The sequence below is a fragment of the Streptomyces sp. BHT-5-2 genome (assembly GCF_019774615.1).
Taxonomy (GTDB): Bacteria; Actinomycetota; Actinomycetes; order Streptomycetales; family Streptomycetaceae; genus Streptomyces.
Window position 1 is genome coordinate 1,925,108 of sequence record NZ_CP081497.1, and the last position, 25,453, is coordinate 1,950,560.

The 25,453-nt window shown below is 70.6% G+C and carries 25 protein-coding genes; 13 read left to right on the forward strand and 12 right to left on the reverse strand.

What is annotated here, in order from left to right; all coding sequences use genetic code 11:
* Positions 1–35 precede the first annotated feature (35 nt).
* A complete protein-coding gene (locus tag K2224_RS36190) occupies positions 36–602 on the reverse strand; it encodes a GNAT family N-acetyltransferase (protein WP_221911337.1) in 567 nt (188 codons plus the stop codon).
* Positions 603–728: 126 nt separating this feature from the next.
* On the opposite strand from K2224_RS36190, the gene K2224_RS36195 reads away from it, so the two are divergent.
* Positions 729–959, forward strand: a complete 231-nt coding sequence (locus K2224_RS36195) for a hypothetical protein (protein ID WP_221911338.1) — start codon at positions 729–731, stop codon at positions 957–959.
* A 196-nt stretch (positions 960–1,155) separates the two neighbouring features.
* Positions 1,156–2,697 carry an AMP-binding protein gene (locus tag K2224_RS36200; protein WP_221911339.1) on the forward strand — a complete coding sequence of 514 codons (1,542 nt, stop codon included), beginning with the start codon at positions 1,156–1,158 and terminating at the stop codon, positions 2,695–2,697.
* Between the two features lie 87 nt (positions 2,698–2,784).
* Here K2224_RS36200 and K2224_RS36205 read toward each other — a convergent pair whose 3' ends face one another.
* Positions 2,785–3,237 carry a helix-turn-helix domain-containing protein gene (locus tag K2224_RS36205; protein WP_221911340.1) on the reverse strand — a complete coding sequence of 151 codons (453 nt, stop codon included), beginning with the start codon at positions 3,235–3,237 and terminating at the stop codon, positions 2,785–2,787.
* Between the two features lie 125 nt (positions 3,238–3,362).
* On the opposite strand from K2224_RS36205, the gene K2224_RS36210 reads away from it, so the two are divergent.
* From K2224_RS36210 to K2224_RS36220, 3 genes are all read left to right on the forward strand, one after another.
* Positions 3,363–4,643, forward strand: coding sequence for an MFS transporter (locus K2224_RS36210; protein ID WP_221911341.1), 1,281 nt, complete (start codon positions 3,363–3,365; stop codon positions 4,641–4,643).
* Between the two features lie 684 nt (positions 4,644–5,327).
* Entirely contained in the window at positions 5,328–7,049 is a 1,722-nt protein-coding gene (locus tag K2224_RS36215) for an AMP-binding protein (protein ID WP_221911342.1), read from the forward strand.
* 257 nt (positions 7,050–7,306) lie between these two features.
* Positions 7,307–7,984 carry a hypothetical protein gene (locus K2224_RS36220; RefSeq protein WP_221911343.1) on the forward strand — a complete coding sequence of 226 codons (678 nt, stop codon included), beginning with the start codon at positions 7,307–7,309 and terminating at the stop codon, positions 7,982–7,984.
* Between the two features lie 110 nt (positions 7,985–8,094).
* Here the strand turns inward: K2224_RS36220 and K2224_RS36225 are convergent, their stop codons facing one another.
* The 7 genes from K2224_RS36225 to K2224_RS36255 all read right to left on the reverse strand — a co-directional run bounded on the left by K2224_RS36225 (position 8,095) and on the right by K2224_RS36255 (position 15,039).
* On the reverse strand, positions 8,095–8,472 hold the full coding sequence (locus K2224_RS36225) for an MmcQ/YjbR family DNA-binding protein (RefSeq protein WP_221911344.1): 378 nt from the start codon (positions 8,470–8,472) through the stop codon (positions 8,095–8,097).
* A gap of 47 nt (positions 8,473–8,519) precedes the next feature.
* Complete coding sequence (locus K2224_RS36230) at positions 8,520–9,038, reverse strand: GNAT family N-acetyltransferase (protein WP_221911345.1); 519 nt, start codon at positions 9,036–9,038, stop codon at positions 8,520–8,522.
* Positions 9,039–9,147: 109 nt separating this feature from the next.
* Complete coding sequence (locus tag K2224_RS36235) at positions 9,148–9,900, reverse strand: hypothetical protein (protein WP_221912173.1); 753 nt, start codon at positions 9,898–9,900, stop codon at positions 9,148–9,150.
* Positions 9,901–10,340: 440 nt separating this feature from the next.
* A complete protein-coding gene (locus tag K2224_RS36240; protein WP_221911346.1) occupies positions 10,341–11,798 on the reverse strand; it encodes a catalase in 1,458 nt (485 codons plus the stop codon).
* A 219-nt stretch (positions 11,799–12,017) separates the two neighbouring features.
* Positions 12,018–13,229: a thiamine pyrophosphate-binding protein gene (locus tag K2224_RS36245; protein ID WP_221911347.1), complete on the reverse strand. Its 1,212-nt coding sequence runs from the start codon at positions 13,227–13,229 to the stop codon at positions 12,018–12,020.
* Between the two features lie 10 nt (positions 13,230–13,239).
* Positions 13,240–14,136, reverse strand: coding sequence for a 2-hydroxy-3-oxopropionate reductase (locus K2224_RS36250; protein ID WP_221911348.1), 897 nt, complete (start codon positions 14,134–14,136; stop codon positions 13,240–13,242).
* 63 nt (positions 14,137–14,199) lie between these two features.
* The gene (locus K2224_RS36255) at positions 14,200–15,039 is read right to left on the reverse strand and encodes a TIM barrel protein (RefSeq protein WP_221911349.1); all 840 of its coding nucleotides are present in this window, start codon (positions 15,037–15,039) and stop codon (positions 14,200–14,202) included.
* Positions 15,040–15,175: 136 nt separating this feature from the next.
* Here K2224_RS36255 and K2224_RS36260 point away from each other — a divergent pair, with 136 nt between their 5' ends.
* Together K2224_RS36260 and K2224_RS36265 are read left to right on the forward strand one after the other, a co-directional pair.
* Positions 15,176–15,460: a hypothetical protein gene (locus K2224_RS36260; protein WP_221911350.1), complete on the forward strand. Its 285-nt coding sequence runs from the start codon at positions 15,176–15,178 to the stop codon at positions 15,458–15,460.
* Positions 15,457–15,852 carry a helix-turn-helix domain-containing protein gene (locus K2224_RS36265; protein WP_221911351.1) on the forward strand — a complete coding sequence of 132 codons (396 nt, stop codon included), beginning with the start codon at positions 15,457–15,459 and terminating at the stop codon, positions 15,850–15,852. The genes K2224_RS36260 and K2224_RS36265 overlap by 4 nt, the downstream gene beginning before the upstream one ends.
* A gap of 89 nt (positions 15,853–15,941) precedes the next feature.
* Here the strand turns inward: K2224_RS36265 and K2224_RS36270 are convergent, their stop codons facing one another.
* From K2224_RS36270 to K2224_RS36280, 3 genes are all read right to left on the reverse strand, one after another.
* On the reverse strand, positions 15,942–16,298 hold the full coding sequence (locus K2224_RS36270) for a DUF1036 domain-containing protein (protein WP_221911352.1): 357 nt from the start codon (positions 16,296–16,298) through the stop codon (positions 15,942–15,944).
* Positions 16,299–16,575: 277 nt separating this feature from the next.
* Entirely contained in the window at positions 16,576–16,950 is a 375-nt protein-coding gene (locus K2224_RS36275; protein WP_221911353.1) for a hypothetical protein, read from the reverse strand.
* Between the two features lie 593 nt (positions 16,951–17,543).
* Complete coding sequence (locus K2224_RS36280; RefSeq protein WP_221911354.1) at positions 17,544–18,890, reverse strand: IPT/TIG domain-containing protein; 1,347 nt, start codon at positions 18,888–18,890, stop codon at positions 17,544–17,546.
* Positions 18,891–19,739: 849 nt separating this feature from the next.
* On the opposite strand from K2224_RS36280, the gene K2224_RS36285 reads away from it, so the two are divergent.
* The 6 genes from K2224_RS36285 (at position 19,740) to K2224_RS36310 (ending at position 25,453) form a co-directional block, all read left to right on the forward strand.
* Positions 19,740–20,099: a DUF5753 domain-containing protein gene (locus K2224_RS36285; RefSeq protein ID WP_260693687.1), complete on the forward strand. Its 360-nt coding sequence runs from the start codon at positions 19,740–19,742 to the stop codon at positions 20,097–20,099.
* 518 nt (positions 20,100–20,617) lie between these two features.
* Positions 20,618–21,130, forward strand: coding sequence for a 2-oxo-4-hydroxy-4-carboxy-5-ureidoimidazoline decarboxylase (uraD, locus tag K2224_RS36290; protein WP_221911356.1), 513 nt, complete (start codon positions 20,618–20,620; stop codon positions 21,128–21,130).
* Positions 21,127–21,576, forward strand: a complete 450-nt coding sequence (locus K2224_RS36295) for a hydroxyisourate hydrolase (protein ID WP_221911357.1) — start codon at positions 21,127–21,129, stop codon at positions 21,574–21,576. Before uraD ends, K2224_RS36295 begins: the two co-directional genes overlap by 4 nt.
* A 7-nt stretch (positions 21,577–21,583) precedes the next feature.
* Positions 21,584–22,516, forward strand: a complete 933-nt coding sequence (gene pucL, locus K2224_RS36300) for a factor-independent urate hydroxylase (RefSeq protein WP_221911358.1) — start codon at positions 21,584–21,586, stop codon at positions 22,514–22,516.
* Between the two features lie 81 nt (positions 22,517–22,597).
* Complete coding sequence (locus tag K2224_RS36305) at positions 22,598–24,001, forward strand: nucleobase:cation symporter-2 family protein (RefSeq protein WP_221911359.1); 1,404 nt, start codon at positions 22,598–22,600, stop codon at positions 23,999–24,001.
* A gap of 45 nt (positions 24,002–24,046) precedes the next feature.
* Positions 24,047–25,453, forward strand: coding sequence for an 8-oxoguanine deaminase (locus tag K2224_RS36310; protein ID WP_221911360.1), 1,407 nt, complete (start codon positions 24,047–24,049; stop codon positions 25,451–25,453).

The window sequence follows — 25,453 nt, forward strand, 5'->3', positions numbered from 1 at the left end:
CCCCAGTGGCGGTGCCCGGTGGTGGCACCGGGTGGCTACTGCGCGGTGCGGGCCGGGTCCGACGGCCGCAGCGCCGCCATCAGCAGCACGTCGTGCCAGGCACCGTCCCAGTACAGCGCCTCGCGCATCCGGCCCTCCAGGGCGAAGCCGCACGCCTCGTAGGCGCGCCGGGCCCGCTCGTTGTAGGAGTAGACCTCCAACTGGACGCGGTGCAGGCCCACCCGGTCGAAGGCGTGGCCGAGCAGCAGCCGGATCGCCTCCGGGCCCAGGCCGCGTCCGGTGGCGGCGGGGACCAGCGCGATCCGGAACGCGCCATGGGCGTTGTCCCGGTCGATGCCGCTCAGCGCCAGCTCGCCGAGGAAGGCGCCGGTCTCCCGGTCCTCGATGGCCAGATCCAGCCGGTCGGTGCGCTGTGCGCACTGGGCGACCCAGGCCCCGATCCCGGCCCGCGTCCAGTCCTGGTGGGTGCCGGTCAGGCGCCTGGTCTCGGGGTCCTGGAAGTTGTCGTGGAAGGCGTCGGCGTGCCGCTCGGACAGCGGCACCAGTCGGATCCGGTCGCCTTCGAGAACCGGCTTCTCGGCGAGCGCGGTGGCATCGATCATGGAGAGATGATGTCCGCGCCGTCGCCCGCGCGGCAAGGGAATTGACCAGGGGGCGGCCGTTGTTGGGGCACCGGCCCGGGCCTGACCGCCCTCGCCGCGATCGGCGCCTGCGCCGCCCCCGAGGCCATGTGGACCGCCGTCCACGCGGCCCATGCCCGCCGACTGCCCGTGCCCGGCGTGGCGTATCTGCCGTTCCGCAGCCCGGGCATGGAGCTGACCACCTCCCTCGCGGTCCGCCGCACCGACCCGCCCGACGGCGTCGACCTCCTGCTGCGCGCCTGCGCCACGGCGGCCGACCGCAACGCACCGGCCGCCCCCGTGCTCCCGCCAGGCCCCGCGAGGACCGCCCCGCGGTGAGACCGCCCGAGCCGTCCCTCCCGGGGCGCCCCTCGGTCCCGTTCTTCCCCCAATCACGGCCGACCGCATGACGATTGCGTCCACAGGAGCTGCCGTCGGCCGTGCCAGCTGCCACACTCACTTCCACCTGCACACATGACGCGCATCGACGTGCACACGCGAATGCCCCGGGCACGACCAGCACAGGAGAGAACGCATGCGGACACCGATGACGATCGCCGACTTCCTCGACCGGGCCGAGTGGGGTTTCCGGCACAGCCCCGGCGTCGTCGACGAGCCGCGGCAACCCGCCCCGCCGGTGCCCGAGGCGACCTATGGACGGTTCGCCGAACGCGTCCGCGCCTGGCAGGCGGGCCTGGACGCCCTCGGAGTCGGCGAGGGCGAACGGGTGGCAGTGGCCGCCCACAACTCCGCACGCCTCCTGGAACTCCTCTTCGCGGTCCCGATGAGCGGCCGCATCTGCGTCCCGATCAACTTCCGCCTCAAGCCCGAAGAGGTCGCCTACCTGGTGGAGCAGAGCGGCGCCTCCGTCCTCCTCGTCGACCCCGAGCTGGACGACGCCCTCTCGCACATCAAGGTGCGCCACCGCTTCGTCCTCGGCGAGCAGACCGAAACCGAGCTGATGCGGTTCGGCATCGACCCCCGCCCGTGGTCCCACCCCGACGAGGACGCCACCGCCACGATCAACTACACCTCCGGCACCACCGCCCGCCCTAAGGGCGTCCAGCTCACCCACCGGAACATCTGGGTCAACGGCATGACCTTCGGCCTGCACACCCGCGTCTGGGAACGCGACGTCTACCTCCACACCCTCCCGATGTTCCACTGCAACGGCTGGGGCATGCCGTATGTGATGGCGGGGCTCGGCGTGAAGCAGGTGGTCCTGCGCAAGGTCGACGGCGCCGAGATCCTCCGGCGCGTCGACGAACACGGCGTCACCCTCATGTGCGGCGCGCCCGCCGTCTGGAACATGGTCCTCGACGCCGCGACGACCTGGCAGGGCGAGATCCCGGGCCGCGACCGGGTCCGGGTCGTCTGCGCCGGCGCCCCGCCCCCCACCAGGACCATCCAGCGCGTCGAGGAGGAACTGGGCTGGGAGTTCACCCAGATCTACGGCCTGACCGAGACCTCCCCCCTCCTCACCTTCAACCGCACCCGCCCCGCGGACGTCGGCCTCCCCGCCGAGGAGCGGGCCCGCAGGCTCTCCCGCGCGGGCGTCCCCGCACTCGGCGTCGAACTGGGGATCTCGGCGGACGGCGAGGTCCTGGCCCGCTCGAACACGGTCCTCGACGGCTACTGGGAGAAGCCGGAGGAGACGGCACAGGCTCTGGAGGACGGCTGGTTCCACACCGGCGACGGCGGCACCCTCGACGAGGAGGACGGCCACCTGACGATCTCCGACCGCAAGAAGGACGTCATCATCACCGGCGGCGAGAACGTCTCCTCCATCGAGGTCGAGGACACCATCTTCGGCCATCCGGCCGTCGCCGAGGTCGCCGTCATCGGCGTCCCCCACGAGAAGTGGGGCGAGACCATCAAGGCCCTGGTCGTCCTCGCCGAGGGCGCAACGGCCCGGGAATCCGACATCATCGCCCACTGCAAGCAGCACCTGGCCGGCTACAAGGCCCCCACCTCCGTCGAGTTCCGCGACTCCATCCCGCGCACCGCCACCGGCAAGATCCAGAAGTTCAGACTCCGCCGGCCGTACTGGGCCGACCTCGACCGAGAGGTCAACTGAGACCGGACCCTCGACGGAGAGGAGCCGGCCGGCAGGCGCTGCCGGCCCACCGCGAGGTGACAGCCGCCCGAAGTCTCCTGCCTCGGGTCAGGGGGCGGCGACCTTGTGGACGGTGGTGTCGTCGGGGTCCAGCCGTTGCCCGTCCGCGGACAGCACTTCCAGGGCACGGAGCGGCTGTCCCCGGCGGCGGTCGAGCAACTCGGAGTGCGGTTCGCCAGGGGCGAAGAAGTGCGCTTCGCCCCACTGCCGCAGCGCCACGATGACGGGGAAGAGCGCCTTGCCCTTCGGAGTCAGTGCGTACTCGCGGTAGGCGCTGCCGTCGGAGGCGGGGACGGATTCGAGGACGCCGCCGGCGACGAGGGTGCGCAGGCGCGCGGTGAGGATGTTCTTCGCCACGCCCAGGCTGCGTTGGAACTCCCCGAAGCGCCGGCTGCCGTCGAAGGCGTCCCGCACGATCAGCAGGGACCACCAGTCGCCGATCGCGTCCACGGACCGGGCGACGGGACATTCGCTGTCGTCGAAGCGGGTTCTGGTCACCATGGCGTCCCTCACTCTCACGATGGTTGCAACATGCTACCAGGGGAGGTTACTGTCGCGCTGGTTTCAAGTTGAAACCGAATGCCGAGACCTCCGACGAGCACGTCAGTGGGGAGTGGGGAGTGCCGATGCCTGGCAACCGTGGGGCCGTGACACGACGGACCGAGGCCCGAGGCGGGGCGGGGCCCGCGTTCGTACTGTCCCGTGGCGTCGTCATACTCTTCGCCGTCGCCTGCGGGGCGGCGGTGGCCAACGTCTACTTCTCCCAGCCGCTCCTGGTGACCATGGGCCACGACCTGGCCATGAGCCCGGCACTTGTCGGCAGCGTGGTCACCCTGACGCATGTCGGATACGGGCTGGGGCTGTTCTTCCTGGTGCCGCTGGGCGACGTGGCCGACCGCAGACGGCTCGTCGTGGCCCAACTGCTGCTGCTGGTCGTGGCATTGGTAGTGGTGGCCGTCGCCCGTACGGCGGCGGTGCTGCTCGCCGGCATGGCCGCGACGGGGCTTCTCGCGGTCGTCACGCAGACGTTGGTGGCCTTCGCGGCGTCCCTGGCCCCGCCCGCCGGGCGGGGACGGATCGTCGGCCTGGTCACCAGCGGCGTGGTGATCGGAATCCTGCTCGCCCGCACCGCGTCCGGCCTGATCGCCGATCTCGCGGGCTGGCGCTCCGTCTACCTCGCCTCGGCGTCGCTCACCGCCCTGCTCGCCCTGGTCCTGTACCGCGTGCTGCCGCGGCACGACGCGGCCCCGCGGACGACCCTGCGCTACGGACAGCTCCTGCGCTCCACACTCACCCTGTTCGCGCGGGAACGGCTGCTGCGGATCCGGGCCCTGTTCTGTCTGCTGGTCTTCGCCGCCTTCAGCACCCTGTGGAGCAGCATCGCGCTGCCGCTCAGCGAGGCCCCGTACTTCCTGTCCCACAGCGCGATCGGTGCGCTGGGGCTGATCGGTGTCGCGGGCGCCCTGGCCGCGACCGTGGCGGGCCGACTCAACGACCGCGGCCTCTCCCGGCGGACCACCGGGATCGCCCTGGCGCTGCTCGCCGTCTCATGGGTGCCGCTGGCCTACACCCGCAGCTCGCTGTGGGCCCTCTTCGCCGGGGTGATCCTGCTCGACCTCGCCGTGCAGGCGGTGCACGTCACCAACCAGACCCTGATCTACGCGCTGCACCCGGACGCGGGCAGCCGGCTGATCGGCGGCTACATGGTCTTCTACTCGATCGGCAGCGCCACCGGCGCCATCGCCGCGACCTCCCTCTACACGGCGGCCGGCTGGGGCGCCGTATGCGCCCTGGGCGCCACGTTCAGCTGCCTCGGGCTCGTGCTGTGGGCGTTCACCCGGCACAGCATGCCGGGCCCTGCCGCCGCCGGGGCGACCCCCGGCGACGAGGACGTAGTACGGGGCTGAGCGGGCAGGTCGGCGGCGGGCCGGGCCGCTGCCTCGCGAACGGCCGCGCGTCCCCGTACCGGAGTCTGGCCGGAGTGCGGAGGGAACACCGAGTCGGCGGTGTGGAGTTCGACGGTCCGGGCGGTGAGCGCGGTCAAGTCACGGAATTCCGCCACGGGTCCCCGGGGCCGCGCCCGGAGCGCATGATGTGGCCATGAAGATTCCCGACCGACGGATCGGACCGTTCGCCGGCACCGGCGGCGAGCACCGGTCCGGTGCCGGCGGCTGCACGGGCAACGGGCCGACACTGCAAGCCTGTTGGTGACCGGGGTCACCATTCCGGGTGAGACCCCGCGGGTGGTCCGGTGCGACGCCGGCTTCGGTGCGTGGTTCCGCGCCGGCGGTCCTCGCTGCGACCGTCGCTCCGCCCGTCGCCTCGGCCGTCGGGCCGGTGGTGGGGCCGGCCGTCGCGGAGGCCGTCGTGTCCCGCAGCCGACCGGCTTCTGCTGAACGGATGACGCCCGGGCGAAGGTGGGACCCGTGGAGTGGCCGGGCATCGCGTCGGACCCCGGCGGACGCCATGCTGGGCAGGGCACGAACGGGATGTTCGTGGGAAGCCGTCTCCGGCGAGATCCGCCGCACCGCCTCGCGCGAGCGCACCGCGCGGGGGGCCGGCGGTGCCGAGTACTGGGAGGAGAACGACCGTTGAGCAGTCAGTCGCACACCGAGCTGTCGTACGCGAGCGGGGCGGCGGACCGGCCGCTGCTCGGCCGCACCATCGGCGCCGACCTGGCCCGCACCATCGCCCGCTTCGGCGACCGGGAGGCGCTCGTCGAGGTCGCCGCCGGCCGCCGCTGGACCTACGCCGAACTGGGGCGCGCCGTAGAGGAGGTGGCGCTCGGGCTGCTCGCCAAGGGCGTCGGCAAGGGCGACCGGGTCGGCATCTGGTCGCCGAACTGCGCCGAGTGGGTCCTCGTCCAGTACGCCACCGCCCGGATCGGCGCGATCCTCGTCAACGTCAACCCCGCCTACCGGGTCCACGAGCTGGCGTACGTGCTGAAGCAGGCCGGGGTGACCGTGCTGGTCTCCGCCGTCGCCCACAAGACCAGCGACTACCGGCGGATGATCGAGCAGGTGCGGGCCGACTGCCCGGCGCTCCGCGACGTGGTCTACATCGGCGACCCGACCTGGGGCGGGCTGCTGGCCGCCGGCGCGGCCGTGCCGCACACCCGGCTCACCGAGTGCGAGAAGGCCCTGACCGCCGACGACCCGGTCAACATCCAGTACACCTCGGGCACCACCGGCTTCCCCAAGGGCGCCACCCTCTCGCACCACAACATCCTCAACAACGGCTACTGGGTGGCCGAGACGCTCGGCTACACCGAGCACGACCGGGTGTGCCTGCCGGTGCCCTTCTACCACTGCTTCGGCATGGTGATGGGCAACCTCGGCATCACCTCGCACGGCGCCTGCATCGTCGTCCCGGGGCCCGCCTTCGAGCCGGCCGCCACCCTCCGGGCCGTCCAGGACGAGCGCTGCACCTCGCTCTACGGCGTGCCCACCATGTTCATCGCCGAGCTGAACCTCCCGGACTTCGCCGACTACGACCTCTCCTCGCTGCGCACCGGCATCATGGCCGGCTCACCCTGTCCGGAGGAGGTGATGAAGCGGGTGATGTCCGAGATGCACATGGCCGAGGTCGCCATCTGCTACGGCATGACCGAGACCTCGCCGGTCTCCACCCAGACCCGGCGGGACGACGACCTGGCGCACCGCACCGGGACCGTCGGCCGGGTGCTGCCGCACATCGAGGTCAAGGTCGTCGACCCGTCGAGCGGGGTGACCGTGCCCCGCGGCACCCCGGGCGAGCTGTGCACCCGCGGCTACAGCGTGATGCTCGGCTACTGGGAGGACCCGGAGCGCACCGCCGAGGTCGTCGACGCGGCCCGCTGGATGCACACCGGCGACCTGGCGGTGATGAACGACGACGGTTACGTCCGGATCGTCGGCCGCATCAAGGACATGATCATCAGGGGTGGAGAGAACGTCTACCCGCGGGAGATCGAGGAGTTCCTCTACTCCCATCCCAAGATCGCCGATGTGCAGGTCGTCGGGGTCCCGGACGCCAAGTACGGCGAGGAGATCGCCGCCTGTGTGATCCTCCGCGATCCCGCCGACACCCTGACGCGCGACGAGTTGGCCCGCTTCTGCCGCTCCCGGCTCGCGCACTACAAGGTGCCGCGCTACCTGGAGATCACCGACGCCTTCCCCATGACCGTCAGCGGCAAGGTCCGCAAGATCGAGCTCCGCGAGCGGCTCGCGGCGCAGTGGGGCACACCGGTGGCGGAGCCCCGGGCGGCGACCGCGGCGGAGCGGCCGGGAAAAGCCGCCGGGGCGGCCCGGGAGGACAGTCTGGGGACGGTGTGACGGGCTGAACGGTCCGGCGTGGGCGGTGGGGCGAGGAGGGGAGCCGGGGGAGCGCCCCGGGCGGGCCGGCGGGCCGGGGGGTGACGTTCGGCCCCGCCACCGGGTCGCCGTCGGTCCCCGCCCGCCCGGCCGATAGGGTCCTGAGCTGGCTCGTTCCCCGTCGTCGGGAGCGGGTGAAAGGCCGTCAACCAGGCCGAACAGTACGGCCGTTAACCAGGCCGGAATTCCCGCGGGATTCCCGCCAAGAGGGGACATTCATGACCCGTATCGCACGTTGGGCGACCACTGCCGCCGCTGTGGCCGCCGCCCTGGGGAGCTTCGCCGCCCCCGCCTACGCCGACGTCGTCCAGCCCGGCACTCCGGACGGTCCCACCCGCGAGGTGCTCACCGCCGGTTGTGCGAGCGGCGAGGACGCGGCGACCGTGGCGCCGACCGTGGTGGACGCCGACAGCGCCGCGCGCTTCTACCGCTGCGACCCGGTCACCCACCGCGTCGCGACCGGGGACGGGCACGCGACCTGCACCCCCGGCGGTCTCTTCGACTGGAACCGCGGCCTGTGCGAACCGGCCGCCACGGTACCCGAGATGGCGACCCGGCTGACCGCCGGCAAGGCCACGCTGTCCACCCGGCCGCTGAAGGTCGTCGGGCTGCACGCCACCCTGGTGCGGGCCCGCGCCGCCGGTCCGCAGGACGCCATCTGGAACGCCACCGTCACCTTCAAGGACACCACCGGCAAGGTGCTGTGCGTGGCGCGCACGGACATCGCCGGCCAGGCGTCCTGCGACGCCGTGCGGCCGCGCTCCGGCGCGGACGTGCTGCGCGGCGGCTACACCGCCGAGTACGCCGGCAACGGCGCGGTGAACGGCGGTTACGACACCGTCGCGCCGGCCACCGCACAGGGCGGCATCCGCGCCGTCCTGCCGCCGCAGGGCTGACCGCCGGCCCGGCGCGACGCCCCGCAGCCGCTCCTGGCCGGCCGCGGAGGGCCGGCCCCGGTGGGAGGCCCGGCCGCGGGGCGTGGCGCCGGTACCGCGGCCGGCGGCGGTCACCGGCGCTCGCCCGGCCAGTCCAGGAGGAGCCGCTGGGCGCGCGGGAGCGAGGCGACGACCAGGTCGTAGGAGTCCTCCAGCAGCTCCCGCACCAGCCGGTCGGGCAGGCCGCCGGTGAGTGAAACGGTGTTCCAGTGACGCTTGTTGAGGTGGTAGCCGGGGACCACCTCGGAATGCTCTGCGCGCAGCCGCTGGGCGAGTTCGGGGTCGCACTTGAGGCTGACGGTCAGCGGCGCGGCGTCCAGCGACGTCAGCGCGAAGATCTTGCCGCCCACCTTGAACGTCGAGACCTCCGGGTGCCGGGGGAAGGGATTCTCCTCGGTCGCGCCGTTGAACCCCAGGCAGGCGGCACGGAGGGCGTTCGCATCGATCATCGGCACATTATGGCCCGCGGCGCCGACAGTGTTGATGGAGCGTCATATCAGGTGCGTGCCGCCGCCTCCCGGCGCATGCAGACCCGGGGCCAGCGGTCCAGTCCCAGCTCCGCCTCGTGCGCGCGGATCGCCCGCAGGCCCGGCGTCAGTTCGTCCACGGCCAGCCGGCGGAAGCCGAGCCGGGCGTAGTACGGGGCGTTCCACGGCACTTCGGCGAAGGTGGTCAGGGTCAGCGCCGGCAGCCCGCTCTCCTGCTCGGCGCGGTCGATCAGCGCCCGGCCGATGCCGCGCCGGGCCCGCTCCGGGTGGACCGAGACCTGCTCGACGTGGGCGCAGCCGTCGACCCGGTCCCACAGGAGGTAGCCGCGGGGCGGCTCGCCCGGGCGCCCGGTGTCGTAGGCGGCGAGGGCCCGGCCCACCCGCCGGTACTCGGCCAACAGCTCGGCCGGCGGCGGCTCGTCGTCCGCGATCGGCGCCATGCCGAGGGCCCGGAACGGCTCTCCGGCGGCGCGTTCGAGGGCGCGCAGGGCGGTCAGGTCGGCGGGGTCCGGGACGCGGATGAGCATGCGCCCAGTATCGCCGCCCGGGATGCTCGGGGCATGGGGGTACCTCCCCTGCCCTCACGGCGATGGGGGAGGGTTTCCGGCGCCGGGGCCGGCCGGTGGGGCGGTGGGCTCAGCCGGTCGGGCGGTCCCCCTCGCCGATCAGCTCGTCGGCCGCGTCGTTGACCGGCTGCGGGGTGCCGGTGAGGTCCATGACGAACAGCGGGACGTGCAGCTCGTCGGCGCGCGACCGGGCGTCGCGGGCGTAGCCGGCCAGCGAGAAGAAGACCGCGATCGCGGAGTCGGCCAGGCCGTTGAGCCAGAGGCACTCGATGTCGCGGAGGGTGGTGGCCCGGGTCGTCGGATCGACCTGGGCCACCAGGCCGGTGCCGCGCAGGTCCACGCCGGCGGCGGTCCGCTCCTGGGACCGGGCCACGTCGGGGAAGCCCAGCCACTTCAGGTACTGCGCGGCCGCGGTGACGCAGTCCCGCGCGGTCCGGATCGTCACCGGGCGGAACACCGGCCGCTGCGCCGGTGGTTCGGCGTCCGGACCGGGCCCCGGACGGGCGGCAGCGGAGGAGGGGAGCGGCCCGGTGGGCGGTCCAGGCGCGGCCGGCACCACGGGCGGCGGGTCGACCGGCACCCGGACGACGGTGCCGCAGGCGCAGCCGCTCTCCGGCGCCGGCCAGGCGTCCTGCCGTCCGCACACCTCACACCGGACCTCCACCCAGGACGCTTCCCAGGTGCGGTGCAGTATTTCGACCGGCATCCCGCCGCGCAGCACCGGAAGGGTCAGCGGGGCACCGCAGGCGCAGGGGAAGGTCGGCGGGGTGAAGGCGTTCTCGCGGCGGCACGTGGGGCACCGCACCGGCACGCTGTCGGCCATGGTCGGCTCCGGGCAGGTCGGGCAGGCGGTCGGTCGGCTCTGCTGGGCGTCCATGGTCCCTCCAAAAGCGCCCGTCCGGGGCGGGAATGCGCCGAGAGCCGCCGGTCGCAAGGGGGCACGGGGGAGCGCGGGCACGGCACAGGGCCCGGCACGCGTGACCGTACGCGTACCGGGCCCTGTGAGTGGGTCCCGCCCGACAGTGCGAGAGATGGGCGCGACGGGACATCGCACCGCCGGACGGAGCAGGGGAGAGGGGTGGTTCTCATGGGGCAGCAGGCGGGCTCCGCGGCGGGGAGGCGGCCCGCCCTCCTTGACGGGCGGGCCTGCCACCGCACTGGAATCTCCCCGGGTTCCGCGGAGCTCCGCGCTACCTCCCCGTACCGGCCGACCACCCCTCAACGGGCCGGCCGGTACGGGAGCGCAAGGATGTCGACCTCCCGTCAGTCCTCGCGCAGCTCGCGGACGCGCGCCTCGACGCGCTTGCCGTAGTCCGGGTCGGCGGCGTGGAAGTGCGCGAGGTTCTTCTCGATCACGTCGTCCCGGCCGACCTGGGAGAGACCGCCGGCGATGTTCTCCACCAGGCGCTTCTTCTCGTCCTCGGACATCAGGCGGTACAGCTCACCGGCCTGGAAGAAGTCGTCGTCCTTGGTGTGCGCCGGGGCCTCGTGGGTGCCCACGTATCCGGAGACGGCCAGCGGCGCGGAGAGCGGCCGGTCGGTCTGGACCGGGCCGTCGTAGGAGTTCGGCTCGTAGTTCTTGGCGCGGCGGTCGTAGGCGTTGGTCGCCATCAGGCCGTCCCGGCCGTAGTTGTTGGCCTCGGTCGCCTTGGGGGCGTTGACCGCGAGCTGGGTGTGGTTGACGCCCAGGCGGTAGCGGTGCGCGTCGGCGTAGGCGAACAGCCGGCCCTGCAGCATCTTGTCCGGGGACGGGCCGATGCCGGGCACGAAGTTGTTGGGCGAGAACGCGGACTGCTCGACCTCGGCGAAGACGTTGTCGGGGTTGCGGTCCAGGACCATCCGGCCGACCCGCTGGAGCGGGTAGTCCGAGTGCGGCCACACCTTGGTCAGGTCGAACGGGTTGAAGCGGTAGTTCGCCGCCTCGGCTGCCGGCATGACCTGCACGTACAGGGTCCAGGAGGGGTACACGCCGCGCTCGATGGACTGCAGCAGGTCGGTCTGGTGGCTGTTGGCGTCCCTGCCCACCAGCTCCGCGGCCTGCTCGGCGGAGAGGCTGCGGATGCCCTGGTTCGTCTTGAAGTGGTACTTGACGAAGAAGGACTCGCCCTCGGCGTTGGTCCACTGGTAGGTGTGGGAGCCGTAGCCGTTCATGTGCCGGTACGACGCCGGGATGCCGCGGTCGCCCATCAGCCAGGTGACCTGGTGGGTGGCCTCGGGGGCGTGCGCCCAGAAGTCCCAGACGTTGTCCGGCTCCTGCTTGCCGGTGAACGGGTCGCGCTTCTGCGAGTGGATGAAGTCGGGGAACTTGATCGGGTCCTTGATGAAGAACACCGGGGTGTTGTTGCCGACGAGGTCGTAGTTGCCCTCCTCGGTGTAGAACTTCACCGCGAAACCGCGCGGGTCCCGCACGGCGTCCGCGCCACCGAGGTTGTCGGCCACGGTCGAGAAGCGGATGAACAGCTCCGTCCGCTTGCCGACGGTGCCGAGGAAGCCGGCCCGGGTGAAGGCGGTGACGTCGTCGGTCACCTCGAAGTAGCCGTACGCACCGGAGCCACGGGCGTGCACGACCCGCTCCGGGATGCGCTCGCGGTTGAAGCGCGCGAGCTTCTCCAGCAGGTGCTGGTCCTGGAGAATGATCGGGCCGCCGACGCCGGCGGTCGAAGAGTTCTGGTTGTCGGCGACCGGGGCGCCGGACTCGGTCGTCAGCGTGGGCTTCGACATGGTGACCTTCCGTACGAGAGCGCGGAAGTTGGCTTCCGCATGTCGGAGCGTAGAAAGCGCTCCGACCAAACGTCAACAGTTTGTTGAAACAATCTGTGTTGCTGAGGGGCGGGTATTCCGGGCGGCGGCCGCGCCTGGGCGCGACAGGACAGGTGTCAGCGCGACCACCGCCCGGAAGCTTGGTTCGACGGGCCCGGGAAGCCCCTCCGCGGGGGGCTTTCAGGTCCCGTACGCACGGCCCTGCGCGAGGCCCGCCGGCAGCCCGCCGCGGGCGTCCGCCGCGCGCTCGGTGCGGACCTCCACCAGGACCGGCCGCCGGGTGGAGACGGCCTCCTTGCGGGCCCACTCGACCGCCGACCGGAGCTCCGCCGGATCGAGCACGTCGCGGCCCGTGCAGCCGTACGCCTCGGCGAGCTTCACCGGGTCCGTGAACGGGTCGGCGTCCTCGGGGCCGCCGAGCAGCACCACCACGAACGGCACTTCGTACTGTGCCGCCGCGGCCAACTCCCCGGCGGTCAGCGGGAAGCCGCGGCCGTCGACGACCACCACGACCTCCGCCGCCCGCTCGCCCCGGGAGTCCAGCGCCTTGCGGACCCCGATCGCGGTCGGCACCTCCCAGCCCGGCGGGCCGTTCCGGCGCGGCACCCGGTGGCGGCGCCCGGTGCCGGCGCCGCCGGCGCACACCTCCGGCAGTCCGCTGACGACATGGGTGTCCGCCGGCGACCGTCCACCGAAGACCTCGGCGAGCTCCACCAGGGCCCGGTGCACCCCGGAGGCCACCCGGTCCGCGGGTACGGCCAGGGGTACCACCGCTCCCGGCGCCGGGGACCGGTCGCCGTCCACCAGTGCCGGTCCGGCGCCGGGAGCGGAAGGGGCCACCGGCCCCGGACCGCACACGATCTCCGCCGCGGCCAGATCGGCCGGAACGTCGATCAGCACGGGCCCGGGCCGGCCCGCCCGCGCGATCCGGAACGCCTCGCGGAAGGCGCCCGGGATCCGCGCGGGATCCTCGATCCGCTCGGCACGCTTGGTGAGCGCACCGGCCAGCCGGACCAGATCCGGCGGGCGGTGGCCCGCGTGCCGCAGCGGTACGGCGGGGGCGGGCGGCACGGACGCCGCCCGGCCGGTGACGCACACCAGCGGGACCGCGTCCTGCTGCGCCGCGTACAGGCCGCTCAGCAGCCGGACCGCCCCGGGGCCGCCGGCCACCGCGGCCACGCCGGCCCGCCCGGTCGTCCGGGCCCAGCCGTCGGCCATGTGCGCGGCGCCCTCGGCGTGGCCCGCGGACAGATGGGCGATGCCGCCGGCCCGCTCCATCGCCGCGTAGAGCGGCAGCAGCGCGGCGCCGGGGCAGCCGAAGACGGTGTCGGCGCCCTCGTCCTTCATGATCTCAACGGCCGCCTGTACGGCGGGAATCCGACGTGCCCCCATGATCCGGGTCTCAGCTCTTGAGGTCGTATCCGGAGAGGCGTTCGACGCCGCGGAGGAGGGCGGAGTGGTCGAGGTTGCCGTCGCCCTGGGCGCGTAGGGAGGCGACGAGGTTGGCGACGACGGAGCCGACGGGCAGGGCGGCGCCGACGGTGCGGGCGGCGTCGGTGACGATGCCCATGTCCTTGTGGTGCAGGTCGATGCGGAAGCCGGGTTTGAAGTCGCGGTTGATGAAGTTGCCGGTCTTGCGTGCCAGCACGGTGGAGCCGGCCAGGCCGCCGCCCAGGACGTCGAGGGCGGCGGGCAGGTCGACGCCGGACTTCTCCAGGAAGACCACGGCCTCGGCGCAGGCTTGGATGTTGACGGCGACGATGAGCTGGTTGGCGGCCTTGACGGTCTGGCCCGAGCCGTGCGGCCCGCACAGCACGATGGTCTTGCCCAGGGCCTGGAGGATCGGGGTGGCGGCGTCGAAGTCGTCGCGGTTGCCGCCGACCATGATCGACAGGACGGCTTCGATGGCGCCGGCCTCGCCGCCGGAGACCGGGGCGTCCAGCACCCGGATGCCCTTCTCGGCGGCGTTCGTGGCCAGGTCGATGGAGGTCTGCGGGGTGATCGAGGACATGTCGATCAGCAGCGCGCCGCGCTTGGCGTTCGCGACGATCCCGTCGGGGCCGTAGGCGATGGCCTCGACCTGCGGGGAGGCCGGGACCATCGTGATGATCACGTCGGCCTCGCGCACGGCCTGGGCGATCGAGGTGGCCGCGGTGCCACCGGCGGCCGCCAGCCGCTGGAGCTTGTCGGCCTCCAGGGTGTAGCCGGTCACGTCGTAACCGGCCTTGATCAGGTTCTCGGACATGGGCGAACCCATGATGCCCAACCCGATCCAGGCGATCTTGGGAAGACTGCTCATCGAAAAGCCTCTTTCACACGCAAACGTAAAGGGGGAGGGCGGCAGGCGACGCGAGCGCCGGGTTCAGCGGGCCGCGCGCAGGGCCGGGGGGAGCCAGCCGAAGGACTCGGCGCTGGGGCGCTCGCCCGGCTTGTACTCCAGACCCACCCACCCCTCGTAGCCGGCCTTGCGCAGCCGGCCCAGCAGTTCCTCCAGGGGGAGGGAGCCCGTCCCCGGAGCACCTCGGCCCGGGTTGTCGGCGATCTGCACATGGCCGGTCCTTGCGGTGTAGCGGTCGATGACCTCCACCAGGTCCTCGCCGTTCATCGCCAGGTGGTACAGATCCATCAGGAATCGGGCGTTGTCCAACCCGGTGGCGGCGTTGACCGCATCGACCACCTCGACCGCCTTGGGCGCCGAGACGATCGGACAGGCCGGCGACTCCGGCGCGTTGAGCGCCTCGATGAGCAACGTCCCGCCCACCTCGCCCACCGCCCGCGCCGCGAACGCAAGGTTCTCCAGCGCCAACGCATCCTGCTCCTGCGGCGTGGCCTGCTCGACGCGATTGCCGTACAGGGCGTTGAACGTCGTACAGCCCAGCGCGGCGGCGAAGTCGATCGCCACCGGCACATTGGCACGGAAGCGCTCCGACTCCTCGCCCGGAACCGACAACGCACCACGATCGGGCCCCGGCAGCTGTCCGGCGTAGAAGTTCAGACCGGTCAACTGCGTACCGGCATCGCGCAGGGCATCGGCCAGCGCCGCCAGCTCCGCCCGCTCCGGGGTCGGGGCGTCCACCCACGGCCACCACAGCTCCACCGCCGTGAAACCCGCCGCCCGCGCGGCCGCCGGCCGCTCCAGCAACGGAAGCTCGGTGAACAGGATCGACAGATTGACGTTGAAGCGCGTGTCCGTGAAACCCATAGGGCCCGACGCTCCTTCCGGATAGCGGAACTTAGTTTCTGCGTAATGGAACATTGCCGGGCGGGTGGCGAAGCTGTCAAGGGGGGTCCTGGGCAATTTCTGGTCGGCGGGGCCAACCGCGCGTAGGTTGAACCGCGTGCGATTGAGAGTTGAGTTCACGACCGAACCGTTCGATCTGGACGAGGCGCCGGCCCATGCCGTGGTGGCGCGGGAGATCGTCACCGGCGCCGAGCTGGACGCCGTCGACGTCGGGCCCTTCGGCAACACCGCGGAGGGCGACGCGGACCGGGTGCTGAACGCGGTCGGCGCCCTGCTGCGGCAGTCCCTGGAGGCCGGCGCGACCCGGGTCTCGCTCCAGGTCAACGTGATCGCGGACGGCCCGCAGGGCGGCGCGGCGACGGGCGAGGGGGACGTGACGTGATCGAGCCCGCCGACCACCCCTTCGTCCGGGCGGTCAAGCCGCTGGTGGACGCCATGGGCGGCCGGATGGTCGCGCCCGAGCAGGCCCGGGGCGACGACGTCGTGCTGGCCTGGGAGGGGCAGGACCGGGTCGCCGTCCGGCTCCCGCACCTGTCGGAGTCGCTCGACCACATCCTGGCCGAGCTGGAGCGCCGGCACGGCATGCCGCTCGCCGAGCTGGACCGGAAGACCAAGCAGTCGGTGGTGCGGATACTGGAGAGCCGGGGCGCCTTCTCGGTGCGGCACGGGGTGGAGACCGTCGCCGGCGCCCTCGGTGTCAGCCGTTTCACCGTGTACAACTACCTGAACCGGGAGAATGCCCAGCGGGATACGAACCCGCAGGCAGAAGGCTGATCACCAGACGGTCGACTCCCGTCTGGAGCCGACCGTCCCACAATTTCCCACAGGCTTTTTGGTCATGGCCGTGTGGCCGCAGCAGGCCCTCAGGGCCCCAGGAAGGTGTGTACGTGGTTCGGCAGCCCCACGCTGAACTGGTCCATGAAGACTTGCCGTGAGGTGGTGTCTGCCACTTGGTTACACCACTCGAAGGCATTGATGGGCACCAGTTCCGGAAAACCGTCGGTTCCCGGCCATTGGTACCCATCAATCGAGTGGGCGTAGCAGTACCAATACTGATTCACCTCACGGACATCGCCGCCGTAGACGACAGCCGATTGCCCTGCGTCGATTTTCCACCAGCCTTTTTTGATCCAGTCGCCCCCGTCAGGGCAGTTGGGTCGATACCACTCGACCATTGCCCATATGGAGGAGTAGTGCTGGTTTGCGAACGTTAGCGACATGACGCCTCCTTGCCTTAAATCGGCTCTTTTCTGACTGCCGTGCCGGTGCTCTTTGTCTTCGCCTGAGCCTTTGGCCCTCCGCCGGGGCGGGTTCGGCTCGTACTGGCGCCCGCCGTGGTGGGCTCTTCTGCGGCTGCCTGTCCGGAGGCCAGCGCACGGTCGAGGGCATCCTCGTCTGTATTGGTTGTCGGGGTGACGTGATCGAATCCATGCTGAGGCATTGCGAGCACTTCCTTTTGTGAGGCTGGGTGGCAAAGGCCGTGTAGCGTTACCGCTCTTATTCCAGACGCTTCTTCGGTGGATCCCACGGACCGGGAGGCCAGTGGTCAGGAGGCCAAGGTGGATGTTTAGGACCGCAGGTGATGCTCTCCATGAACTGGTTGAGGTGCTGTCCTGCGCCGTCTTCTTCGACAGCTTCGGGTGACTCCCCCTCGGACGCCAGTGCCTTCCGCTCGCGCAGCATGGCTTGCACGGACCGCACAGGTTCAATGCTCACCACGATCGAGTCGCAGCTTTTGTCCTTGAGGTGCGCTAGCACCTCATCCCAGAGGCCGTTCTCGCTGATCGCCTTGGCCACGAAGGCGAATCGCTTCAGCGAGACCGCTTCCAGATGGAGGAGGTTTAGCTCTTCTGGTGCCGGCTGTTCTGCCATGGCAGCACCTCTCGCTTGAGTCTCGATCATTCATTTGACGGCCCCGGACCCAGCGGACGACCGCTGACCGCAGCCCGTCTCGTCGCATATTCCTCGGGCAAGGCCCTGCGTCCAGTGCTCCACAGAGCCCCGCGTCCTGCAGCTAGATGTAGGCCAGATGGGTGATGCTGGGGCGGAGTCGAGGATGCGCAGACTGACCGAATGGACTGGGTTCTTTGACGTGCAGGGAATCCGCGGCAGCATGCCCCGTCAAGGAAGGGAGGGGTGCTTGGTGAGCCTGTAGCCGCGCACAAAATGGGAGACCGCGAAAAGCGGTCTCCCTGTCTTGCGGGCGGTGGGGCTTGTACCTCCTTCCTGGTCTCCCTGCAGCCCGTCTCGGTTCTTCATTCTGCAAGTCATCAGAACCTGACAAGGCTCTTGGCGCGGTATGCCCATCTCGCTCCGTCGAGCCCTTGTCGTCTCTGCGTGATTTTCAGGATCTGCGCCTTCGGCCGGTGGCTCTCTGCGGAAGGCTGATGACGTACAAATTGATTTGTTGCCCCGGCCGGTGGGGTCGGCGCCGGCCGGGATGGTGAGGTTCGGTTGGTTCGTTGTCAGTGGTGGATGACGATGAGGGGTGCGGTGTCGGTGGCGGGGGCGAGGGTGGGGGTGCCGGCGAAGGTGGCGGTGTACTGCCGGGCGCGCACTGCCTCCACGAAGGCGACTCGGCCGTGGCAGGTTGCGGTGCCGGTGCTGTCGGTGACCGCGGTGCACACGGTGCGGGTGAGGACGGTGAAGGTGATCGTCTGGCCTGGGACGGGTTGTCCGGTGACGGTGTCGGTCAGTGTGGCGGAGAGGTCGAGGAAGATGTCCGGCGGGCCGGGCGGGGTGACGGAGGCCACGATCGGGTGGGCGGTGAGGTTGGTGGTGTCGGGGTCGTAGGTGTAGAGGTCGGCGGGGCTGGTGGCGCTGGTGCCGGCGGGGGTGGTGACGGTGACGTCCACGGTGCCGGTGCCGGCCGGGGCTGTCGCGGTGATCGAGGTGTCGTCGTTGACGGTGAAGGACGTGGCCGGGGTGGTGCCGAAGGTGACGGCGGTGGCGCCGAGCAGGTCGGTGCCGATGATGGTGACGCTGGTGCCGCCGGAGGCGAATCCGTGCGTCGGGTTCAGGGCGGTGACGGTCGGGGCGGGCTCGTCGTAGGTGTACTGGTCGGCGGGGTCGGTGGGGCTGGTGCCGGCGGGCGTGGTCACCGTGACGTCGACGGTGCCGTCGGTGTGCGCCGGGATCGTGGCCGTGACCGTGAAGTCGTTGACGACGGTGACGTCGGTGGCGGGGGTCGCGTCGAAGTCGACGGCTTGGGCGCCGGACAGGTGGGTGCCGCTGATCGTGATGGTGCCGCCGCCTGCTTCCGGGCCGTGGGTGGGGTCGAGTGCGGTGACGGCCGGCGGGGCGGTGGCCTCGGCGAGGCCGAACGGGGTGTTTCCGACTGGGACGGTGGCGGTGACGGTGTTCGTGGCGGTGTCGATCACCGAGACGCTGCTGCCGACGAAGCACGCTACGTAGGCGTGGGTGCCGTCGGGGGTCACGGCGATACCGAAGGGCTGGTTGCCGACCTGGACGGTCGCGGTGACGGTGTTCGTTGCCGTGTCGATGACGTCGACGCCGCCGATGCCTGGGCTGACGAAGCGGCCGACGTAGGCGTGGGCGCCGTTGGGGGCGAAGGCCACGGGGTTCGGGAACCGGCCGACCGGGATGAGGGCGGTGACGGTGTTCGTTGCGGTGTCGATCACCGACACGGTGCTGTCCGCATCGTTGGTGACGTAGGCGTGGGCGCCGTCCGGGGAGACCGCGACCCCTTCGGGGAACCGGCCGACCGGGATGGTCGAGACGACCGTGTCGGTCGTCGGGTCAATGACCGAGACCGCATTCCCCCGTAGATCGGCGACGTAGATCAGGGACATCGATGACACCTCTCTGTGACACGGCGACTCGACGTTCCGGCGTGGGTCGGTATCCCGATCGAGACGGTGACGCCCTTGAGTCCGACGTGCCGTCGCCTCCCGGTCCGCACACGAAGTCGCCCCGTGAAAGACCTGGTTGGCCGACAAGCCGGCCTCAAGGCAGCGTTGCTACCCGGCCTGCCGGCAAGAGAGTTCGCGGGATGTCTTGAGCTCATCCCGTGCTGATCTGAGTTGTGACCATGGCTGAGGACCGGCGAGGGCACGGACGTCCATCAGGAAGCTTCCGGTGGGCCGGCCTTGCTCGCCGTAAATATCATGTATGTTTCCGACGTTTCACCGTAAGGGGCTACTGAGGGGCGCAGTTGGAGAAAAACGGTCATTCAGGGGCGCTGTGTGGGCGCGCGGGCAACGAATCGCGCCCCGGGTCATTCGATCGCGCGGAGCCAGGTGATGGCGCAGCGAAGAGTGGGATCCACTCCACAACGCGACCGGCTCCTCAAGGCTGATCCGGTCGGGAGCATCGCCGTCCACCGTGCTGTAAGAAGCGCCGTAACGCCCAAGAGCGCGGAGCCTGTTGGCGGTACGCATCTTCCTGCGAGGCGCTCCGCTGCTCTTTCGCCAGGAACGCTCCTTCCCGCGCCATGATGTGGCCGGGCCGAAGCGTGGTGGCAGGGATGCCTTCCTCCAGGCCGTCTGCCTCCGTCGCCTTCGTGTCGTCCCCTCCCCTCTCAAGCCAAGCTCGCGCATGGTGCTCGAAGGCCGGCTGCAAGGCGGCCCGTGAGATCCGCTGACTGGATGTCCTCACGCCTCGCGTCCCACTCCAGCCCGCCGCCGACTGGTCGCAGCCGGATGCTTCGCGAGCTGCTGCACCGCGCACCGGATACCGGTATCGGCGAGGGCGTCCGCGCTCGCACGAAGCGCCGGCAAGCCCTCCACGAGCCGGGACGGCGCTTTCACCTCGTCGTCCGGGAAGCAGCGCTTCGTGCCTTGATCTGCCCGCCCGAGGTCATGCTCGGCAGACTCTGGGTGCCTGGCTCGATCATTCCTTATGGGTGCAACGGCTCCATTTTCCCTGGGGCGGCTGTGTCCTCGCTGGCCGATGGGGGAGGCCCTTCGCCTCGGAGCGGCTTCGCTACCACGCGTACCGGCTCATGCGGGAGGTCGGCGTGCGCAAGGTCCGTCCCTGCGGCGCACGCCACAGCGCCCTGACGTTTCCGGCCACCAGCGGGGTGCCGGACGCGGTGCTTGCCGCGTGGGCCGGTAGCTCAAACGCTGCCTTCATCGAGCGGGGCTATGTCACTGTGGATCCCGAGCACCTTCGGGTGGCGGCCCAAGCATTTGATCGACTGCTGGCCCAGCCCCCTCGTGGCCCGCTTCGTCGTCTCACTCACGGATTTCTCACGGATTGGCTGTGAGGAGGTGGGTAGGAGGTCTCTGACCTGGATGTTTGCGGTGGTTCGTGGAATGTCTGGACGGTACGGACGTGGTGGTGAGCAAACTGCCCGAACAGGGAAAGCGCCGCGAAGGACGCCGACTGAGGCGAATCGGGGCGGACCTCTCGTCCGGGCGCAACTCCATGCTCAACGGTCGCAGCCGCCGTCCGGAGGCCCCGGATGGCAGCTTTTGTGTTGCCGACTTTTCAACAAAGTGTTGACGTGATGTTGCCGGAGGTCTTAGCTGTTTCCAGCCAACCAGAGCTGTCCAGCACCAGGCCACGGAGGCTTCCCGTGTCTTCGAGTACGCCCCAAGGACTTACCCGGTTCAACACCGCCGATGCCGGTGAGGCCCAGGCCGCCCTGCACGAGGTGTGTGCCAGCCGGGCCTGGGGGAGCAGCATCCTCGCCCGGCGCCCCTACGCCACCGCCGACGCCCTCTTCGCCGCCAGCGACGCCGCCATGGCGGAGCTGACCGCGGACGACCTGGCCGAGGCGATGGCCGGGCACCCGCCCATAGGGCGGCCCAAGCCGGGCGACGCCACGTCGAACCGCGAGCAGAGCGGCATGGCCGGCGCCTCCGACGAACTCAGGACGGAGATGCTCGAACTCAACCTGTCCTACCAGGAGAAGTTCGGCCACGTCTTCCTGATCTGCGCCTCCGGCCGTACCGGGGAGCAGATGCGTGACGCGATCCGTAACCGGATCGACAACACGCCGGAACAGGAGCGCGAGATCGTCCGTGTGGAGCTCGGCAAGATCAACCGCATCCGCCTGAACCGCATCGCAGAGGGAGAACCAGCATGAGCAGCGAGACGGCCGCACCGACGTCGGTGTCCACGCACATCCTGGACACCAGCGTGGGCCGCCCCGCCGGGGGCGTCGCCCTCACGCTCTCGGTGCGCTCCGGCAGCAGCGGCGACTGGACCGTCCACGGCGCGGGCAGCACCGACGCCGACGGACGCTGCAAGGACCTGCCGGCACTGCCGGAGGGCACCACCCACGTACGCATCGCGTTCGAGACCGAGGCGTACTTCTTTTCCCAACAGCACAGCCCTTCCGAACAGCACAGCCTTTCCAGCCAGCACAGCGTCAACCAGCAAGCCGAGGAACAGCAGGACGCCCCCGCGCTACGGGACAGCGGAGCCTTCTTCCCGGAGGTGGCAATCACCTTTGCCGTCAAGCCGGGCGAGCACTACCACGTACCGCTGCTGCTCAACCCGTTCGGCTACTCCGTATACCGAGGGAGCTAGCACCGACATGCCCACGATTCTCGGCCAGAACCAGTACGGCAAGGCGGAAAACCGCGTCGTCAAGATCACCCGTGACGGCACCACGCACCACATCAAGGACCTCAACGTCTCGGTCGCGCTCTCCGGCGACCTGGAGGAGGTCCACCTCTCCGGCTCCAACGCCAACTGCCTGCCCACCGACACGACCAAGAACACCGTGTACGCCTTCGCCAAGGAGTACGGGATCGAGTCGGCCGAGCAGTTCGGCATCCACCTGGCCCGGCACTTCGTCACCAGCCAGGAGCCGATCAAGCGGGCCCGGATCCGGATCGAGGAGTACGCCTGGGAGCGCATCGGGACCTCGGACGGCAACTCCCGCTTCATCGGGGCCGACGAGGTCAAGCACTCCTTCGTCCGCAAGGGCCAGGAGGTCCGCCTGACCGAGATCACCTACGACGGTGAGAACTGGCAGGTCATCTCCGGTCTGAAGGACCTGATCGTGATGAACTCCACCAACTCGGAGTTCTGGGGGTACATCAAGGACAAGTACACGACCCTGAAGGAGGCGTACGACCGCATCCTGGCCACCCAGGTGGCCAGCCGCTGGCGCTTCAACTGGACCTCCGACGACCAGCGGATGCCCAACTGGGAGCGTTCGTACGAGCAGGTCAAGAAGCACATGCTGCAGGCGTTCGCGGAGACCTACAGCCTGTCGCTCCAGCAGACCCTGTACCAGATGGGTTCGCGCATCATCAACAACAGGTCCGAGGTGGACGAGATCCGGTTCTCGCTGCCGAACAAGCACCACTTCCTCGTGGACCTGGAGCCCTTCGGGCTCAAGAACGACACCGCCGAGGGGGCCGTCTACTACGCGGCGGACCGCCCGTACGGCCTGATCGAAGCCACTGTTCTGCGCGACGGCGTCGAAGCCCGGATCCCGATGGATCTGACGAACCTCTAGCGGCTCGACGGAACGCCGTGCCTCGCGTCCCCTCCCCACCCCGCAGCGGGGAGGGGACGCGATCTCCGAGGGGAACGACCCATGGCACAGCAAGAGCAAGCCCCGCACCACCCAGCCCCACCGGTCCACCCGGTGGACGAGAAGCCGGCCGTGAGGCGGCTCGTCCCCGCCGCGCTCCAGCACATCGCGGCGATGTACGCCGGTGTCGTCACCCCTCCGCTCATCGTCGGCCAGGCCGTCGGCCTGGACACCGCGGGCCGGACCCGGCTCATCGCCGCCAGCCTGCTGATCGCCGGCCTCGCGACCCTGCTGCAGACGCTCGGCGTCGGCACCTTCGCCGGCAACCGCCTCCCGTTCGTCAACGCCGCCAGCTCCGCCGGCATCACGCCGATGCTCGCCATCGCCGAGACCACCGCCAAGGGCCACCAACTCCCCGCCATCTACGGGGCGGTGATGTGCGCCGGGGTGTTCTGCCTGGCGGTCGGACCCTTCTTCGGGAGGCTGCTGCGGTTCTTCCCGCCGCTGGTCACCGGCGTCGTGATCACCCTCATCGGGGTCACGCTGATGCCCGTACCCGTCGGCTGGGCACAGGGCGGCGACAGACACGCCGCCGACTTCGGCTCCATGAAGAACCTCGCACTGGCCGGCTTCACCCTCCTCGTGGTGCTGCTCGTCCAGCGCTTCGCCAAGGGATTCGTCAAGCAGATCGCGCTGCTGATCGGCCTGGTCGTCGGCACCCTCGCCGCGATCCCGTTCGGCATGGCCGGCTTCGACGGACTGCGCTCGGCCCCGATCGCCGCGCTGCCCACCCCCTTCGCCTTCGGGCCCCCGGAGTTCCAGCCCGCCGCGATCCTCTCGCTGTGCATCGTGATGCTGGTGCTGATGACGGAGTCGTCGGCCGGGATGCTCGCCCTCGGCGAGATCTGCGACCGGCGGACCACCAGCACCACCATCACCCGCGGGCTGCGCACCGACGGCATCGCCACCCTCCTCGGCCCGATCTTCGGCTCCTTCCCGACCAGCGCCTTCGCGCAGAACGTCGGCGTCGTCTCGCTGACCCGGGTGCGCAGCCGCTATGTCGTCGCGCTGGCCGGCGCGGTGCTGCTGATCCTCGGTGCCTTCCCCGTCCTGGGCGCCGTGGTCTCGCTCGTACCGATGCCGGTCCTCGGCGGCGCGGGTATCGTCCTGTTCGGATCGATCGCGGTCAGTGGCATCCGTACGCTCTCCGAAGCCGGACTCGATGACAGCTCCAACATCATCCTGGTGGCCGTGTCGCTCGGCGCGGGAATCATCCCGCTCGCCGCGCCGACCTTCTACGCCGGGTTCCCCGCCTGGGCGCAGACCGTGCTCGGCTCCGGGATCAGCGCCGGAGCCCTGGTCGCGGTCGCGCTCAACCTGTTCTTCCACCATCTCGGCACCCGGAGCACTCCGCGGGCAGCGGTACTGTCAGCCGCCTCGCCCGGCTCCGGCACTCAAATCCCCTAGGGCCATGCCGTGCCCAACCGCCACTGAAAGAACGAGGAAAGCACCATGGCACCTGCACCGGCATCCCCTGACAGTGCGGTGAAGCAGCGCATCGTCATCGAGAACTGCGCCATCGCGACCGTCGACGCGGACGACACCGAGTACGCGAGCGGCCACCTCGTCGTCGCCGACAACGTCATCGAGTCCGTCGGCGCCGGCAGGGCACCGGAGGGCCTGGCGAACGTCGTCCGGCGCATCGACGCCACCGGCCACCTGGTCACCCCCGGCCTGATCAACACCCATCACCACTTCTACCAGTGGATCACCCGTGGTCTGGCCACCGACCACAACCTCTTCAACTGGCTGGTCGCGCTCTACCCGACCTGGGCCCGGATCGACGCGGAGATGCTCACCGCGGCCACCCACGGCTCGCTCGGCATGATGGTCAAGGGCGGCGTCACCACCGCCTCCGACCACCACTACGTCTTCCCCCGGGGCGCCGGGGACCTCGTCGGCGCCGAACTCGCCGCGGTCGCCGACATCGGCGCCCGGATCACCCTCGCCCGCGGCTCGATGGACCGCAGCGAGAAGGACGGCGGGCTGCCCCCGGACTTCGCCGTCGAGACCACCGAGGGCGCCCTGCTCGGCACCGAGGAGGCCATCGACAAGCACCACGACTCCTCCTTCGGCTCGATGGTGCACATCGCCGCGGCCCCCTGCTCGCCGTTCTCCATCTCCACCGAACTCCTCCGCGAGGGCGCCACGTTGGCCCGCCGCAAGGGCGTCCGGATGCACACCCACGGCTCGGAGACCGTGGAGGAGGAGAAGTTCTGCCACGAGCTGTTCGGCATGGGCCCGACCGACTACTTCGAGTCCACCGGCTGGCTCGGCGAGGACGTGTGGATGGCGCACTGCGTCCACATGAACGACTCCGACATCGCCGCCTTCGCCCGTACGAAGACCGGCGTGGCGCACTGCCCGTCCTCCAACGCCCGCCTGGCCGCCGGCATCGCCCGCGTCCCGGACATGCTGGCCGCCGGCGTCCCGGTCGGCCTCGGCGTGGACGGCACCGCCTCCAACGAGTCCGGCGAACTCCACACCGAGCTGCGCAACGCGCTGCTCATCAACCGCCTCGGCGCCCACCGCGAAGCCGCCCTCGACGCCCGCAAGGCACTGCGACTCGGCACCTACGGCGGCGCCCAGGTCCTCGGCCGGACCGGCGAGATCGGCTCCCTGGAGCCGGGCAAGCTCGCCGACCTGGTCCTGTGGAAGCTGGACGGGCTCGGCCACTCCTCGATCGCCGACCCGGTCACCGCCCTGGTCTTCGGGCCGGCCGCCCCGGTCACGCTGTCGCTGGTCGACGGCAAGCCGGTGGTCGAGGACAACCACCTCACCAACATCGACGAGGACGCCATCGCCCGCTCCGCGCGGGCCGAGGCCCGGCGTCTGGCCCGTATCGCGGCCGAGGGCTGA

Excerpts from the sequence above, each read along its gene's own strand:
- K2224_RS36190 (WP_221911337.1), bottom strand. The coding sequence starts at position 602 with ATGATCGATGCCACCGCGCTCGCCGAGAAGCCGGTTCTCGAAGGCGAC.
- K2224_RS36230 (WP_221911345.1), bottom strand. The coding sequence starts at position 9,038 with ATGCTCATCCGCGTCCCGGACCCCGCCGACCTGACCGCCCTGCGCGCC.
- K2224_RS36285 (WP_260693687.1), top strand. The coding sequence starts at position 19,740 with ATGCTTCGCGAGCTGCTGCACCGCGCACCGGATACCGGTATCGGCGAG.
- K2224_RS36195 (WP_221911338.1), top strand. The coding sequence starts at position 729 with ATGTGGACCGCCGTCCACGCGGCCCATGCCCGCCGACTGCCCGTGCCC.
- pucL (WP_221911358.1), top strand. The coding sequence starts at position 21,584 with ATGCCCACGATTCTCGGCCAGAACCAGTACGGCAAGGCGGAAAACCGC.
- K2224_RS36310 (WP_221911360.1), top strand. The coding sequence starts at position 24,047 with ATGGCACCTGCACCGGCATCCCCTGACAGTGCGGTGAAGCAGCGCATC.
- K2224_RS36305 (WP_221911359.1), top strand. The coding sequence starts at position 22,598 with ATGGCACAGCAAGAGCAAGCCCCGCACCACCCAGCCCCACCGGTCCAC.
- K2224_RS36240 (WP_221911346.1), bottom strand. The coding sequence starts at position 11,798 with ATGTCGAAGCCCACGCTGACGACCGAGTCCGGCGCCCCGGTCGCCGAC.
- K2224_RS36235 (WP_221912173.1), bottom strand. The coding sequence starts at position 9,900 with ATGGCCGACAGCGTGCCGGTGCGGTGCCCCACGTGCCGCCGCGAGAAC.
- K2224_RS36225 (WP_221911344.1), bottom strand. The coding sequence starts at position 8,472 with ATGATCGATGCGAACGCCCTCCGTGCCGCCTGCCTGGGGTTCAACGGC.
- K2224_RS36295 (WP_221911357.1), top strand. The coding sequence starts at position 21,127 with ATGAGCAGCGAGACGGCCGCACCGACGTCGGTGTCCACGCACATCCTG.
- K2224_RS36245 (WP_221911347.1), bottom strand. The coding sequence starts at position 13,229 with ATGGGGGCACGTCGGATTCCCGCCGTACAGGCGGCCGTTGAGATCATG.
- K2224_RS36210 (WP_221911341.1), top strand. The coding sequence starts at position 3,363 with ATGCCTGGCAACCGTGGGGCCGTGACACGACGGACCGAGGCCCGAGGC.
- K2224_RS36275 (WP_221911353.1), bottom strand. The coding sequence starts at position 16,950 with ATGGCAGAACAGCCGGCACCAGAAGAGCTAAACCTCCTCCATCTGGAA.
- K2224_RS36280 (WP_221911354.1), bottom strand. The coding sequence starts at position 18,890 with ATGTCCCTGATCTACGTCGCCGATCTACGGGGGAATGCGGTCTCGGTC.
- K2224_RS36200 (WP_221911339.1), top strand. The coding sequence starts at position 1,156 with ATGCGGACACCGATGACGATCGCCGACTTCCTCGACCGGGCCGAGTGG.
- K2224_RS36250 (WP_221911348.1), bottom strand. The coding sequence starts at position 14,136 with ATGAGCAGTCTTCCCAAGATCGCCTGGATCGGGTTGGGCATCATGGGT.
- K2224_RS36205 (WP_221911340.1), bottom strand. The coding sequence starts at position 3,237 with ATGGTGACCAGAACCCGCTTCGACGACAGCGAATGTCCCGTCGCCCGG.
- K2224_RS36270 (WP_221911352.1), bottom strand. The coding sequence starts at position 16,298 with ATGTCGCTAACGTTCGCAAACCAGCACTACTCCTCCATATGGGCAATG.
- K2224_RS36220 (WP_221911343.1), top strand. The coding sequence starts at position 7,307 with ATGACCCGTATCGCACGTTGGGCGACCACTGCCGCCGCTGTGGCCGCC.
- K2224_RS36255 (WP_221911349.1), bottom strand. The coding sequence starts at position 15,039 with ATGGGTTTCACGGACACGCGCTTCAACGTCAATCTGTCGATCCTGTTC.